The 14,202-nt window shown below is 65.0% G+C and carries 10 protein-coding genes and 4 tRNA genes; 4 read left to right on the top strand and 10 right to left on the bottom strand.

Annotated features, from left to right (window positions below; all coding sequences use genetic code 11):
- The first annotated feature begins 92 nt into the window (after positions 1-92).
- Complete coding sequence (locus LT988_RS18220) at positions 93-3,686, top strand: HAD-IC family P-type ATPase (RefSeq protein WP_232406939.1); 3,594 nt, start codon at positions 93-95, stop codon at positions 3,684-3,686.
- Between the two features lie 158 nt (positions 3,687-3,844).
- On the opposite strand, the gene LT988_RS18215 is transcribed toward LT988_RS18220, so the two are convergent.
- From LT988_RS18215 to LT988_RS18205, 3 genes are read right to left on the bottom strand one after another with little or no spacing between them, the layout of a single operon-like run.
- Positions 3,845-4,645 carry a DUF2726 domain-containing protein gene (locus tag LT988_RS18215; protein WP_232406938.1) on the bottom strand — a complete coding sequence of 267 codons (801 nt, stop codon included), beginning with the start codon at positions 4,643-4,645 and terminating at the stop codon, positions 3,845-3,847.
- Between the two features lie 8 nt (positions 4,646-4,653).
- A complete protein-coding gene (locus LT988_RS18210; protein WP_232406937.1) occupies positions 4,654-5,112 on the bottom strand; it encodes a hypothetical protein in 459 nt (152 codons plus the stop codon).
- Between the two features lie 28 nt (positions 5,113-5,140).
- Positions 5,141-6,199 (bottom strand): ligand-binding sensor domain-containing protein, encoded by a 1,059-nt coding sequence (locus LT988_RS18205; RefSeq protein WP_232406936.1) that lies wholly within the window; start codon positions 6,197-6,199, stop codon positions 5,141-5,143.
- Between the two features lie 152 nt (positions 6,200-6,351).
- Between LT988_RS18205 and LT988_RS18200 the strand changes: the two genes are divergently transcribed.
- A complete protein-coding gene (locus LT988_RS18200) occupies positions 6,352-6,678 on the top strand; it encodes a hypothetical protein (protein ID WP_232406935.1) in 327 nt (108 codons plus the stop codon).
- A 104-nt stretch (positions 6,679-6,782) separates the two neighbouring features.
- Here the strand turns inward: LT988_RS18200 and mgtE are convergent, their stop codons facing one another.
- From mgtE to LT988_RS18165, 7 genes are all read right to left on the bottom strand, one after another.
- Complete coding sequence (gene mgtE, locus LT988_RS18195; RefSeq protein ID WP_232406934.1) at positions 6,783-8,225, bottom strand: magnesium transporter; 1,443 nt, start codon at positions 8,223-8,225, stop codon at positions 6,783-6,785.
- A 300-nt stretch (positions 8,226-8,525) separates the two neighbouring features.
- Positions 8,526-9,440 carry a general secretion pathway protein GspB gene (locus LT988_RS18190; protein WP_232406933.1) on the bottom strand — a complete coding sequence of 305 codons (915 nt, stop codon included), beginning with the start codon at positions 9,438-9,440 and terminating at the stop codon, positions 8,526-8,528.
- The gene (locus LT988_RS18185; protein ID WP_232406932.1) at positions 9,437-11,305 is read right to left on the bottom strand and encodes an ExeA family protein; all 1,869 of its coding nucleotides are present in this window, start codon (positions 11,303-11,305) and stop codon (positions 9,437-9,439) included. The genes LT988_RS18190 and LT988_RS18185 overlap by 4 nt, the downstream gene beginning before the upstream one ends.
- A gap of 430 nt (positions 11,306-11,735) precedes the next feature.
- Positions 11,736-11,811, bottom strand: a tRNA-Lys gene (locus tag LT988_RS18180).
- 52 nt (positions 11,812-11,863) lie between these two features.
- A tRNA-His gene (locus tag LT988_RS18175) sits at positions 11,864-11,939 on the bottom strand.
- 122 nt (positions 11,940-12,061) lie between these two features.
- A tRNA-Arg gene (locus tag LT988_RS18170) sits at positions 12,062-12,138 on the bottom strand.
- Between the two features lie 72 nt (positions 12,139-12,210).
- A tRNA-Pro gene (locus LT988_RS18165) sits at positions 12,211-12,287 on the bottom strand.
- Between the two features lie 164 nt (positions 12,288-12,451).
- Between LT988_RS18165 and folD the strand changes: the two genes are divergently transcribed.
- Positions 12,452-13,312: a bifunctional methylenetetrahydrofolate dehydrogenase/methenyltetrahydrofolate cyclohydrolase FolD gene (gene folD / locus LT988_RS18160; protein ID WP_232406931.1), complete on the top strand. Its 861-nt coding sequence runs from the start codon at positions 12,452-12,454 to the stop codon at positions 13,310-13,312.
- A 176-nt stretch (positions 13,313-13,488) separates the two neighbouring features.
- Positions 13,489-14,181: a small multi-drug export protein gene (locus tag LT988_RS18155; protein ID WP_232406930.1), complete on the top strand. Its 693-nt coding sequence runs from the start codon at positions 13,489-13,491 to the stop codon at positions 14,179-14,181.
- The last annotated feature ends 21 nt before the right edge of the window (positions 14,182-14,202 follow it).

Raw genomic sequence — 14,202 nt, 5'->3', positions numbered from 1 at the left:
CACGGGAGCCGAACGGCGGGATAGGCCCCGGCCGGCCCTGACCTGCGTCCACTCCGAAGATGGCGACAGGGGGTGCGGCGAGTTTGCCGATCATGATGAACACGCGAGCTCTCATCGTCTTTGCTGTCTGGCTGCTGACCCTCCTTGGCCTACCGGTCCGGGCCGAGGAGACCTACGGCCCGACTCGCCCAAGCGATACGCTCTGGGGGATTGCGGGTAAGGTCTACCAAGACGAGACGGTGACGCGCGATCAAGCGATACTCGCCCTGCTGCGAGCGAATCCCGATGCATTCAGCACGCCCTGCAACGCGAATTCCACCCTGCAAACAGGCGTTACCCTCGAGGTACCGCCGCCGGCGAAAGCGATCGCTCTGAGTGCAGATGACGCCCGGCGCGAGTTCCAGCGGCAAGTGAAGGAATGGGAGCAGCATCGACGCCGTGGAGAGCCCTTGGTCTGCCCGCCCGTCAGCCCCCCTTCGGCCGTGTCGGCTCCGACTTCGCAGGCTACGACCGGGGCGACTCCGGACCAGCCTGCGACTCCGGCGCCAACCCGGGCGCGACCGAAGACCGAGACATCGGCGGCGCCGGCCCCAAGCCAGGCCCGGCCAGAGCAGGCACAGCTCGGCACCGAGGCACCGACAGCAACGTCTGCGACCCAAGGGCAGGCTGCGCCATCATCGGCACCGCCGCCCTCCCGGGCACCAACGCCGGCCACATCAAGCGAGTCTGCGCCATCCCCGGCACCCGCCCCAACCAGTGAGGAACCGAACGCGTCCGCCGAGCACACCGAAACCCAGCCAGCGCTGCCGAGCATCTTACCGCCGGGTTCTCGGCCGGCCGATCACCCCGGCGCAACGGCCCCGCTGGCGCCTGTCGCCGAGTCGCGTCACCCGTGGGGCAAGATCGGGCCTGAGCTTGCGAAGCATGGGTGGCTGATTTGGCTCGGCATCCTCGCCGTACTCGCCCTGGTGGCTAGCATCTTGTTCCGCAAACATCGAAAGAGCCACCAGGAGCGGCAGGCAGCGCCGCAGGAAAAGGCTCCCCCGACCGCGGGCGACTTCGACGCGCTGTCCGTTGACGAGGCGGTACAGCAGTTGCACACCGACCTCGACCGGGGCCTGGATAGTGAGGAGGCGAGCCGGCGCCTGGGGGATTATGGCCCCAACGAGATCAAGGAACGAGAGGAGTCGCTCTGGCACCGCGTCTTCCGGCGCTTCTGGGGACCGATCCCGTGGATGATCGAGGCGGCCGCGCTGCTATCGGCCATCGTTCAGAAATGGGATGACCTTGCCATCATCCTGATCATGCTCCTGGTCAACGCAGGGCTGGATTTCTTCCAGGAACATCGGGCGCTCAACGCCTTGGCAGCGCTCAAGGCAAGCCTTGCCAACCAGGTCATTGCGCTGCGCGACGGCGCCTTCGCAACCGTCATGTCCCGCGACCTGGTGCCCGGCGACATCGTCAAGCTGAAGATCGGCGACATCGTCCCCGCCGACGTGAAGCTGCTCAAGGGGGACTACCTGTCGATCGATCAGGCCGCGCTGACGGGCGAGTCGTTGCCGGTATCCAAGAAGTCCGGCGAGGTGGCCTACGCCAACACCATCGTCAAACAGGGCGAAATGTTGGCGCTCGTGGTGAGTACCGGTGTGCGCACGGCCTTTGCCAAGGTCGTCTCACTGGTCGCCAAGGCCGGCCTGGAAGAACGCAGTCACTTCCAGAAGATGGTGATTCAAATCGGCAATTTCCTGATCCTGATCACGCTGGCATTGGTTGTCCTGATCATCATGGTGGCGCTGTTTCGACACGAGAGCCTGCTCGAGATCGCGCGCTTCTCCCTCGTCCTGACCGTCGCTGCCATTCCGGTGGCGCTACCCGCCGTGCTTTCGGTGACCATGGCGGTCGGCGCGGTCAATCTGGCACGCCGTCAAGCGATCGTTTCGCGACTGTCCGCGATCGAAGAATTGGCCGGCGTCGATGTGTTTTGCTCGGATAAAACCGGCACGCTCACGCAGAACCGGATGCAGGTCGCCGATCCGGTGGTGATGGATGGCTTCGACGCCCGCGAGCTTTTTCAAGCAGCGGCGCTTGCCTCGCAACGGGAGAACAACGACCCCATGGAACTGCCCATCTTCGCTCGCTTGGAGCAGCAGTTCCCGCATCTGGATCTGTCCCCTTACCGCCAGACCCGCTTTGTGCCTTTCGACCCGGTGCGCAAGCGCACAGAGGCCGTCATCGAAGGAGAGGGGGAGACCTTCACCGCCATCAAAGGCGCCGCACAGGTCCTGTTGGCCATGGCCGATCTGCCGGACGAGCGGATCGCCCAGATCGAAGCCGACGTCGACCGGCTCGCCAGCCGCGGCTATCGCACCCTCGCGGTCGGGCGCAGGCGCGGGGATGCCCCGCTCGAGTTGATCGGCCTGATTCCTTTGTACGATCCGCCGCGCGAGGACTCGGCAGAGGTCGTGCGCCAGATGCAGGCCTACGGCGTGCGCGTGAAAATGGTCACCGGTGATCATGTCGCCATCGCCCGGGAGGTCGGACGCCTGTTGGGACTGGAGCAGGAGACCATCCAGGCCCGTCAACTCAAGGGCTCCGGCAGCCAGGCGCTGCTGGGCCTCGCCGAGGCCTTGATCAGCGCCATTTACCGACGCCTCAAGGGCGACGTCTCGCTACGCGAGGCGGAGCGCTTCGCCGCCGAGGTAATGGACACTCTGGATGATCTGTACGACACCCGGCTATTGGACCGCGAGTTCATCCATACGCACGAGTCGGCCATCGTCGAGATGATCGAGTCGGTGGACATCTTTGCCGAGGTGGTGCCGGAGGACAAGTACCGGATCGTCGATACCCTTCAAAAGGGCGGGCACATCGTCGGCATGACCGGTGACGGGGTCAACGATGCACCGGCATTGAAGAAGGCCGACTGCGGATTCGCGGTCGACAACGCCACCGACGCGGCCCGGGCCGCAGCGGATATCGTCCTAACGGCGCCGGGCCTTTCGGTGATCAACGAGGCCATCGAGCAGGCACGGGTCACCTTCGAGCGCATGCAGAGCTATGCGATCTTCCGCATCGCCGAGACCATCCGCATCATCCTGTTTATGACCCTGTCGATCGTTGTGTTCAATTTCTACCCGATCACCGCGCTGATGATCATCCTGCTGGCGCTGCTCAACGATATCCCCATCCTGGCCATCGCCTACGACCGCACGCGGATCGAGCGAAAGCCCGTGCGCTGGAACATGTATGAACTGACGAGTCTGGCCACCGTGCTCGGGGTGATGGGGGTGATCGCCTCCTTCCTGCTGTTTTATCTGTTGCAGGAGTGGGGTTTTTCCCACGACGAGATCCGCACCTTTCTGTTTTTGAAGCTGATCGTGGCGGGACATAGCACCCTGTACATCACTCGCGCCCGCGGCTGGTTCTGGCAGAAGCCCTGGCCCGCTCCGGTGCTGCTCTGGGCAACCTTCGCCACCGAGATTGTCGGCACCGTTTTCGCTGCCGAGGGCTGGCTGATGACCCCGATCGGCTGGGGGCCGGCGCTGTTGATCTGGGGCTACGCGCTGGCCTGGTTCCTGATCAATGATCTGGTCAAGGTGGCGGCCTCACGTCTGATCAGGCAGTCGAGCAGCCACATCGATGACGGGAAATTACCGGCGCGTGCCGAGGCCGTACTCGGAGTGTGACAAATTTTCCTTTACTCGGTGCGCATCGCCGCTCGAGATCGCGCAGAGCGGGGGCGGCTGCTGCACTACGATGCCGGCCGAGAACCGGAAACCAACCCGCCGGGACCGTTCCCATTGAGACCACGGGGACGCAGTTCAGGAGGTTGAGGGAAGAAGGTTCAGATCCTGGCTCGCCTTGGCCGATCTTCGTCGAATTCGACCTCGATTCGGGGCTCGGGCATGTGCATCTCGGGCCCGATATCGATCTCCTCGTCGAGGTGGAGCTTGGGCTCGGTGCGGATCTTTGGCTTGAGCGGAGTGGGCATGCTCGAGGGTGCTCGCTCCTTTGATCGTGGCGGGGGCGTCGAGCGGGCCGCGCGCTTGGTGCGGCGCGGATCGGAGACCTTGTCCCCGATGACATCCGAGAGGTCGCGCAATGCCTCGCGGGTATCTTGCGCCGTGAGCTCCTCGGCACGGGGGTGTATCTTGAGCGTCTGCATCGCCGAGAACACCTGCTCTTCGATCTCCACGACCGAATAGGCATCGCCTTCGCGAAAGCGCACGAAGGGGAGCTTGGCTGCAGCACAGATGCGATCGAGCCGGTTCTTCGGCGGGCGTCTTGACAACCGCGAGCGGCCTGCGAGATTGACCGCGCAGGCGATGGCGCTCGACTCCCGGGTACAGATCACGAAATCGAAGACCTCCTCGGCGAGGCGCTCTGCAGCGCGCTCGCGGGCTCTCCGATCGAGTCGACCCTCGACCTCGATGATGTCCGCGGCTCGAACCTTCGCGAAGACACGATACTCTTGCCCGACGGCGCGCTCGAGCACTGCGCAGAAGGCACGCTGCGGCGGGGAGAGAAGAAAGGCATCGACGCGGTAGGGTAAGCGGTTGCGCTGCCTGAATCGGCGCCACGAACCGACGGCGAAGGCGAGCGTCGCGAGAGTGCCGAGCGCGAGCAAAAAATAGAAGTGTTGCATGATCCGTCCTACATCGACCCGCCACTCACCTGGGCGGGAGGTGGAAGGGCAATTCCTTGGCGATTGAGCCAAGCCCGATCCAGCGACCAAACGATCGAACGCACGTCGGGCTCCGCGAGCATCAAACCAATGGCGTAAAGCTCCATGCGCTGAAGCCGGTCGCGGGCGGCCACGACGGCCGGATCATCGGCGGACTTACCGGTCAGCGTCGAGTCCATCGCCACGACGGCCTCGTTCACGGGAACCTCCGCGTCATAAGGGCGCGTCAGTGTCACGATCCCGTTCAAAAAAAGCAGAGCCTTGAAGTCATAGGGATACTCCGCGAGGACGGGGTCCTCTTTCAAAATGGCGTTGAGCTGCCAGATACGTGGGCCGAAGGCCATTCCACCCCAGGGCAGCACCGACAGGATCAACAGCACAGTGATGACACCCGAGGCGATGACGGCGTTTCGCGTAAAGCGATCCATAGAGTAGAACCTCGATCCGGAACAACGGTTAGGCGTCGTCGGGGGCGGCCTCTGGGTTGAGTCCAAGCCACAGCCATCCGCCGACGAGAAGCAACAGGATACCGGCCAAGACGAACCGGTACCAACCCGGATAACGCACGGCGCTCAAACGATAAACGGCGCCGGCGCTGACCATCAGCGCATCATCGGCCGCCGGGAGGATCCAGCTCACACCGGTCTCGGTCGGCTCCCAAAGTGCGTCGAAGGATCGCAGCGGTCCGGCGACCGAGACACTGTCGCGCGTCTCCGCAAGATCGAGCGCGGACAAACCCTCATCCGTGCCGATCCACAACCGCTGCAGGCCGCGCGCGTCCGGCGGCGCACGATACAGTGCGAGGACGCGGCGATCGGGCGGGAACAGTGCCAACGCCTTCCACGTCTCGCCCGGTGTGGCCTGCCGATAGAGGCCTCGATCCGTGCCGACGAGGAGCATGCCGCCTTCGGTCACGGCGAAGCAAAGCGCCTTCACGCCATCCGGAAGGCCGCGACTGTTCGCATCCCAGGGCGAGAGAAGCGTCTGTATCGAGGCCGAGTAGACCCCCTTACCGATCGCCCCCGCGTGCAGATCGATCCGCCCCTCGCGCCGCTGCTCGGCCAGCCGATAGAGCGGCACTTCCGAGAGCGGGTGGTGCCAAGTATCGTCGGCATGCACCCACAGACCCTCGGGTGTTGCCACCAAGAGCCCGGAGGTGGTCTCCAGGACATCGCTGACCCGAGGGTTGCCGGGGGGCGGCGCGAGATCGGACACGAGCCCGGTCGCCGTCCCGATCGCATGTTCCCCGGGCTCTCCGCGCAAGGCCAGCACCAGGCGCCCGTCGAGACCGGCGTCCTCCTGCTCCCAGCCGATGCCGTCGAAGCGCCAAAGCTCGCCGGCTTGGGTCGCGGCCAAGAGGGTCCCGTCCGCGCCCGGCGCCAGGGCCGTGATATGCGTCTCCAAGGGCAGATTCTCGCGAATCAGACGCTCGTCGCCCGGAAGCAGAAATCCGAGCGCGATCAGTGCGAGCCCGATCGATATCGGCACGGCGACGGCGATTCGGCCAAATGTCATCACGAGCTCCCGGTGATCCGTTAAAAAGGCAGGTCTCAGGCCGCTTCGGCCAACACCCAAGGCAGCCCGACACGCGCAGGGCGTTCAGCACCGGTTCAGCTTCGACCTGCGAAGATTGCCGCGAGTGAACCGTTCGAAGAGGAGAATCGAGTATGTTCAACCGCACCTATGCAGGCCTTATCGCGCTTGTCATGATACTGCCCGTCTACGCACCCCCGGCGATGGCCGACCAACTGAGCACGCGCGCCGCCGTCGGCGGCGGCCTCGGCGCCGCCCTCGGAGCCTTCATCGGCGGCGAGCTCGGCGGCCGCAACGCAGCCATCATAGGGAGCGGGCTCGCCGGAGCCGCCGGCACGGCGATCGCCACCGACGGCTACGACAGGCCGATATACCCCGAACGCCGCGGTGCATCCTATCCCTGCCCTCCCGGTCAGTGGAAAAAGGGCCGTTGCCGCGACCGGTATGCCTACGACGACTGATCCGAGCGCTGTGATCGGCCTCGAAGGCGACAAACATCGATCGGGCCGCGTCTGGCTCGCCCGCCGAGACCGTGCGTGGCCGCCACGCCCAGCGCGCGCCGGGCCTAAAGGAGGAACAAGGTCGCCAAGCCGAGAAAGATGAAGAAGCCGCCCGAATCGGTCAAGGCGGTGATCAACACGGAGCTGCCGAGCGCCGGATCCCGACCCAGCCGCTGGCGGATCAAGGGAATTACCACCCCGGCGGTCGCAGCCAGGAGAAGATTGAGCGTCATGGCCGCGGTCATGACCAACCCCAGCGCGTAGTTGCCGTAGAGTAGCCAGGCCGCCACCCCGACGACCCCGCCCCAGACGACGCCGTTGATCAAGGCCACGCCCAGCTCCTTGCGCAGCAGCCGCCACAGCGCAGACGGCTGAATCTGTCCCATCGCGATCGCCCGAACGATCATGGTAATGGTCTGGTTACCCGCATTGCCGCCGATGCCCGCGACGATCGGCATGAGTGCGGCGAGTGCCACCAGCTTTTCGATCGAGCCTTCGAAGAGATCGATGACGCGCGAGGCGATGAAGGCGGTCACCAGATTGACCGCCAACCAGGCCCAGCGGTTCTTCACCGAGCGGATCACGGGCGCGAAGATGTCCTCCTCCTCACGCAGACCCGCATTGCTCAGGATCTCGGCTTCGGATTCCTCCCGAATATGGTCGACCATCTCCGCGACCGTCAGGCGACCGATCACGCAGTGCTCGCTGTCCAGCACCGGGACCGAGACCAGATCGTAGCGCTCGAAGGCGTTGGCGGCCGAATCGGCGCTGTCCTCCGGAGAGAAGCTCACGATCGACTTGGACTGCATGACCTTGGAGACCTCGGTCTCGGGGTCATTGATCAGCAGGGATTCGAGGGTCAGAACCCCGCGCAGACGCTCCTCCCGGTCGATCACGAAGATCTTGTCGGTATGATCCGGCAGCGCATCGAATCGGCGCAAATACCGCAGGACCACTTCCAGGGTGACGTCCTCGCGCACCGTCACCATGTCGAAGTCCATCAGGGCGCCGACGGTGCCCTCCGGATAGGACATCGCCGCTCGGACCTGCGCCTGCTCCTCCTGATCGAGCGACGCCATGACGTCCTGCATGATCTCGGGCGGCAGATCGGGGGCCAGGTCGGCCAGCTCGTCGGCATCGAGCGTCTCGGCTGCGGCCTTGATCTCGTCGGCGTCCATGGTCCCGAGCAGGGTCGCGCGGACCGCATCGGAGACCTCAAGCAGGATGTCGCCGTCCTTCTCGGCCTTGACGAGATCCCAAACGAACAAGCGGTCGTCGACGGGCAAGGCTTCGAGAATCCAGGCAATATCCGCCGGATGCAGACGATCGAGCTTGCGACGCAACCGACCCAGATTCTGCCTGTGGGTGATGTTCTCCACCAGCTCCTGATGAGGCATCCGCTGCCGGTGTACCAGGGTGTCGACCAACCGAAGGCGCGCCAACAACCGCTCGACATCGCGCAGGTGGCGATGCATGGCGTCCGTGTCGCGATCCTTGAGTTGTGTCATTGGAACGGCGCCGGGTTGGGGGTTGAGGAGGTCGGGATCGAGTCGAACGGACAACCGCCCACTTTACGGAATTCGCGGACCTGTTGCGAGTTGATCAGCATCGAAACGATCCGAATCAACATCGTCTTACTTTGCATTTTTGTTCGGCACTCAGCAGCTTGCAGGCTTCCAAACCGGTACGGCATTCCGGCGCCGAGCCGCGCGATCTCGAAAAAGCCGGGCCGTTCGGCGCTGGCTCGCCGGTCCTGTCCTTCGGCGACGTGAAAGGGAGCCGATCCCGAACCGCTCGACTCGGGATGATCAGCGACGCACGAAGAAGGGATTACCCAGATAGCTCAAGACCGCACCCTCCGGGATGATGCGCTCGATGCGAATCCCGTCGCGCGTCTCCTCGCCCTCGACATAACGAAGCGCGTTGATGAGCACAAAGCGCTTGGCGGCATCTTCGTCGTAGACATGCACCGTCATGAAGTAGGCGGGCAACTGTGCCTGCTGCATCGGCGTGAGACGCAGTTTGGTGGGGTCGCCGCGGATGTCTGCCGGCTGGCGCTGTTCCAAAGGGGGTGGAATGCCCTGCTCGCGACGCACCTGCTGCTTGAAGCTTTCGATGTCTTCGACGAGGTCGGACGGGACGGCTGCACGCTGCGGCCTGCGCCGGGGCGCGGGAGGCGGCTCGGCATAGGCCGCCTGCTCGGCATCCAATTGTCGCTGAAGCTCCTGTTCCAGCCAAGGATCCGGCTCCGGCAGGAACAACGGCTCTTCGTCCGGAATCATGTCCGGGTCAGGGCCGGGAACGCCGGACACACGCGGCGACGCGGACGGCACCCCCGATGGACGCGGCACTGTCCGCGTCTGCGACGACGCATGCGAGTAGGAGCCATCCGAGGCGGTCCTCGGCACCGCATCCGCCGGCGGTTGCCCGGAGTCCATATCCGAGAGCGCCGGGATCGATGTCGTCAGCGGCATTGAAGCCGCCGAGGGCTCGACGCCGGCCTGCTCGGATACGGTCAGGGGCACGGGCTGTGGCGTTCGCAGCACGGCGTAGAGCGCGATGACCACCGCTACGGCCGCCAAGCCGACGGCGAGCAAGCCCCAATGGCTGGTCGGCACAGGCTCCTTGTCTTCGCTGAACATGCCGCTGGTGTCCAGCGTCGGGACGCGCCCGAGCTCGCGCTCCTGCTGAGACTTCTTCAGCGCCTCCAGGATATAGCTCATGGCTCCATGGGCTCCGTACTCGCGGACTCGGACGCGTCGGATATCCGGACCAGTCTGGGGACTCCGGGAAGATCGACGGCATTATGCAGTTGAATGAGCGTGCGCGGACCGGCGATCCCGTCCGCCACCAAGCCCCGCGACGCCTGGAACGCCCGGACCGAACGTGTCAGCTCCCTATCGTAATAACTGGAATCGCTGGCCGGAAGCCCCGAGGCCGGCACCTTTGACAAGAGCTCCCGCAACCACCGCACCGACTCACCCGAGGCGCCCGGACCGATCAGCGTCGACCCGGTGGGCGGCGGCTGCCAGACCAGGATGTAATCGCCGGTCCAGACGGATTCCAGCCCATCAAGCGGCACCAACTCGTTCCCGTCGGGCAGGGCAAGTGTGCCCGACGGCCCATCGAGCGAGCTCAGAGCCAGGAAACGTCGAGCGCCGCCCGCGTCGCGAACCCGCAGCACGGCCGGACGGTCGAAAAAGCGCAGCGCGTCGAGGTCCCCCTGCCCGCTCTCGCACCTGAGTCCGAAGGTGGCGACACGCGCGCAGGGGTCACCGGCAGGAAGTTCGTTGACCTCGACACCCCAACGCAGCAACAGCAGACGCAGTGCGTCGGATTCGGGCATAGCGATCCGGTCAAGCGTCTCGGCGAGCGCATCCGGCTCGAAGCGTGCGAGGGCAATCTGCGGAAGCGCGTCCACCGGCGCGCCCTCGAGCGGAGCCTCTTCGCCTGCAGAGACCTCGCCGGAAGCCGCAAGGCCGTCCGACCCGGACGGCATCGCATCCTCAGTCTCGACGGACGCGACGAGCAGGGAATCAGGCGATTCCGCATCGACCTCCGGCCCCGCTCCCGCGTCGGCGCCCTCCGGACTCGGCGTCGTCTCGGGAGGCGGGCGGCCGGCGGAGAGCGTGCGCGCGCCCGGGAGAAGATCGGCCAGAAGTGCCGCGGCATCTTCGGACACCCAGGCATAACCGAGCCAGCCGGCGATCATCGCGAGCACAAAGGCGGCAGCGGCGGCGAATCCGGTGCGCACCGCCGGGCGAGGCAGATCATCGATCGACTCGCCCTGCACCTCGCGCGCCGCGCGCTTGACGATGGCGGGTGTCACCTGAGAGCTGCGCGTCACGCAGGCGCCGAGCAGTGCGCGATCGCAGAGGATATTGACCAGGCGAGGGACACCGCCCGAGCAGTTGTAGATCCGGCGAATCGCCGCCGCGGTGAACAATGGACGATCCACGCCGGCGACCGCGACCCGGTGGCGGATATAGTCGCCGGTCTCCTCGAGCGTGAAGGGTCGCAAGTGGAAACGCGCAGTGACGCGCTGGTTGATCTGGCGCAGGGCATCGCGCTCGAGCAGACGCCGCAGCTCGGGTTGGCCGATCAGGAAGATCTGCAGGAGTTTGTGCTTGCTCGTCTCCAGATTGGTGAGCAGGCGCACCTGCTCCAAGACCTTCGGGCGCAGGCTCTGCGCCTCGTCGATGATGAGTACGGGGCGGCGTCCCTTTCCGTGTGCGTCCAGCAGATAGACGTTGAGCCGATCGACCAAGGCCTTCACCGAGCGCTCGCCCTCGGGTACCGGAATCCGAAACTCGTCGCAGAGGTTGAGCAACAGCTCGTTGGCCGTCACCGCGGGATTGAGGATCAATGCGACCTCGACTCCCTCCGGGAGCTGCTCCAGGAAGGCACGACAGACGGTCGTCTTGCCCGTCCCGACCTCGCCGGTCAAGAGGACAAAGCCGCCGCTCTCCCCCGCCCCGTACAGAAGATGGGCAAGGGCCTCCTTATGCTGCTCGCTCAGGAACAGATAGTGGGGGTCCGGCGCAATGGAGAAGCTGGGTTCCTTGAGCCCGAAATACTTGGGATACACGCTGGTTCTCGATGAGGTAATGGCAGTGGACAAGGCGTCGCGCGCAGCCTGACCGATCGAGCGATACACCGGACTATCGGCCGCAGCTCGGGCCGAGGGATAAGGCGATGATGGATCGACGGTCGGCGAGAAGGCCGACGGGAGGCCCACCCGATCACCCGTTGCCCAACTACTGCATTTTGCGGGGTTTCCGTCGCTCGCGCGAGAGTAGACAGGCGAACGGGAGGCGTCAAGCTCGGGCGCATACCAGCGAAAAGCTACCCTGGCGGGTGTTTGCTTCCGGCCGCCGGGCCCAAGCTGCCGGACGTCCTTCCGTGTCGGGACCGCCGATACGTCCGGGCGAACGCCCGAGACCGCGCTTGGCCCGCGGCGCACGAATCGCGTGCAAAGAGAAAAGGGCTTGAGTGGCGCGCACTCAAGCCCTTGATTATGGTGGGTCGTGTAGGATTCGAACCTACGACCGATGGATTAAGAGTCCACTGCTCTACCAACTGAGCTAACGACCCGAGAGGTCGGCCGATGCGTTCGGTGCTGACCGACCGCAGAGCCCGAAAATGATGGGGTGGACGATGGGGCTCGAACCCACGACCACAGGAATCACAATCCTGCGCTCTACCAACTGAGCTACGTCCACCATAGCGAAAACTCCTATCCTTGGCTCCGCGCATCCCGCGCATCCGATCCTGAACCTTGTTGCGGTACCGGCAGCTGCAACCGGGGCTGCTGCAAACGCGGCGACCTGTCGAGCCTGAATTTTGGCGCGCTCGGCAGGACTCGAACCTGCGACCCACGGCTTAGAAGGCCGTTGCTCTATCCAGCTGAGCTACGAGCGCTGATCGAGTGCGCATCGAAGCCGGCATCCGGTCGCCCTGAGCGACGTCACCGTGAGCGACCTGGTGGGCAATTGGTCGGGGTAGAGGGATTCGAACCCCCGACATCCTGCTCCCAAAGCAGGCGCGCTACCAGACTGCGCTATACCCCGGTTTCGGAAAACGCGTCCCGAAATCGAAGAGCCGGAACTATACGCCGGGCGAAAAGCAGAGTCAATCCACCGACAGCGGCCGAGTCGCCGCCGGCAAGCCTCGCGTTTTCATGCGTCGCGGTGCTCGCTATGATGCCGCTCAACGATCGCACGACGAGGCCACGATGAGCGCACAACTACTGGACGGCAAGGCCGTCGCCGCGGAGATTCGCGTCGACATACGCACACGCGTGGACACCATCTTGGCCGCGGGCGGGCGCCCGCCGGGCCTCGCCGTCGTCCTGGTCGGTGAGAATCCCGCCTCTCAGGTCTACGTGCGCAACAAGCGCAAGGCCTGTGCAGAGGTCGGTTTCTACTCGGAGATGCACGAGCTGCCGTCGACGGTCGACCAACCGGACCTCATCGACCTCATCGACCGACTCAATGCGGACCCGAAGATCGACGGCATCCTGGTGCAGCTGCCGCTGCCCGAGCAGATCGACGAAGCAGCCGTCACCGACTGCATCCTGCCGACCAAAGACGTCGACGGATTCCACCCCGACAACGTCGGCCGCCTGGTGCTGCGTCGACCCTTGCTGCGTCCCTGCACACCCAAGGGGGTGATGACCCTGCTCGAGCGCACCGGCCAACCGATCGAGGGGCTCGATGCCGTGATCATCGGACAATCCAACATCGTGGGCCGGCCAATGGCCCTCGAGCTGCTCGCCGCCCGCTGCACCATCACGGTCTGCCACAGTCGGACCAAGGATCTTGCCGAGAAGGCACGCGGCGCCGACATCCTGGTCGCCGCGCTCGGACGGCCGCGCTTCATCCCCGGTGACTGGGTCAAGGACGGCGCCATCCTGATCGATGTCGGCATCAACCGCACCGCAGAAGGCGCACTCGTCGGCGACCTGGATTTCGGGCCATGCGCCGAGCGCGCCTCCTGGATCACCCCGGTGCCCGGTGGCGTCGGGCCCATGACCATCGCCAGTTTGCTCGAGAACACGCTCCAGGCCGCACAGCTGCATGCCGCGCTGACGTAGGACGAACCACTCGGCCAGTGAAGCCTTCGCCGTGACCTCCGCGATGCCGTGCACGGGGTCGCAGCCCCGAAGGATCGGCCGGCCGGTCCGCCGGACGGTCTCGATCATGGGCGGCAGCGCATGCGCGATCCGATAGGCGCCTGCCAAACCAAGACATCGAATCCCGGATGCGCGCCATGAGCTCGCCTTGGAAATCCGCTCTAAGGACGCCTGAAGGTCTGGTCCTGTTGGCGGGCCTCAGCCTGTCACTTGCGTTGTTGGCCGCACTGACAGTGACCGCCGTGTGGTCCCCAGGGTACGGTCAGTTGCTTGCGGCCGTGATCGCAACCAACCTGGTCTTCGGGCGCGTCACGGCCATGTCGCTCGGATTCGCCACCGGACTCGATGACCTCTCCGTGGTCCTCGCCAACCTGCTGGTCGAGACCATCCTGGTCTTGGCCTTTTATCCCTTGTTCGTCTTCAGCTGGCGCGGGCTGTTGGAAGTGAAGACCCTGCGACCTTACCTGCGCGCGGTTCGGCAAGCTGCGGAGCGTCATCACACGACGATCCGCCGTTACGGGATCATCGGCCTCTTCATCTTTGTTTGGTCGCCGATCTGGATGACCGGGCCCGTCGTCGGATGCGCCATCGGCGTTCTGCTGGGTCTGAGTATGCGGGTCACCTTGCCGGTCGTCTTGGCCGGGACCTACGTCGCCATCCTGGGCTGGGCTGTGGCGATGAGGCAGCTGCACGATCAGGTCGCAGGGTTCAGTCCCTTCGGCCCGCTCGCCTTGTTCGCATTCCTGGTGCTGATCGTTGTCGGGGGATATCTGCTGAGGCGCTTCCTGCGCCGCCAGCCCCGAACGTCCAGTCGCGAGCATGTCGATTAGCTCGCCAGTCAGACCGGACCA

The sequence above is a fragment of the Thiocapsa bogorovii genome (genome assembly GCF_021228795.1).
GTDB lineage: Bacteria > Pseudomonadota > Gammaproteobacteria > Chromatiales > Chromatiaceae > Thiocapsa > Thiocapsa bogorovii.
Note: the sequence above shows the minus strand (reverse complement) of the source record. Positions and strands in the feature narration are given on the sequence as shown.

Bases quoted from the DNA above. Each gene is read 5' to 3' on its own strand.
- LT988_RS18220 (WP_232406939.1), top strand. From the start codon at position 93: ATGATGAACACGCGAGCTCTCATCGTCTTTGCTGTCTGGCTGCTGACC.
- LT988_RS18215 (WP_232406938.1), bottom strand. From the start codon at position 4,645: ATGCAACACTTCTATTTTTTGCTCGCGCTCGGCACTCTCGCGACGCTC.
- LT988_RS18210 (WP_232406937.1), bottom strand. From the start codon at position 5,112: ATGGATCGCTTTACGCGAAACGCCGTCATCGCCTCGGGTGTCATCACT.
- LT988_RS18205 (WP_232406936.1), bottom strand. From the start codon at position 6,199: ATGACATTTGGCCGAATCGCCGTCGCCGTGCCGATATCGATCGGGCTC.
- LT988_RS18200 (WP_232406935.1), top strand. From the start codon at position 6,352: ATGTTCAACCGCACCTATGCAGGCCTTATCGCGCTTGTCATGATACTG.
- mgtE (WP_232406934.1), bottom strand. From the start codon at position 8,225: ATGACACAACTCAAGGATCGCGACACGGACGCCATGCATCGCCACCTG.
- LT988_RS18190 (WP_232406933.1), bottom strand. From the start codon at position 9,440: ATGAGCTATATCCTGGAGGCGCTGAAGAAGTCTCAGCAGGAGCGCGAG.
- folD (WP_232406931.1), top strand. From the start codon at position 12,452: ATGAGCGCACAACTACTGGACGGCAAGGCCGTCGCCGCGGAGATTCGC.
- LT988_RS18155 (WP_232406930.1), top strand. From the start codon at position 13,489: ATGAGCTCGCCTTGGAAATCCGCTCTAAGGACGCCTGAAGGTCTGGTC.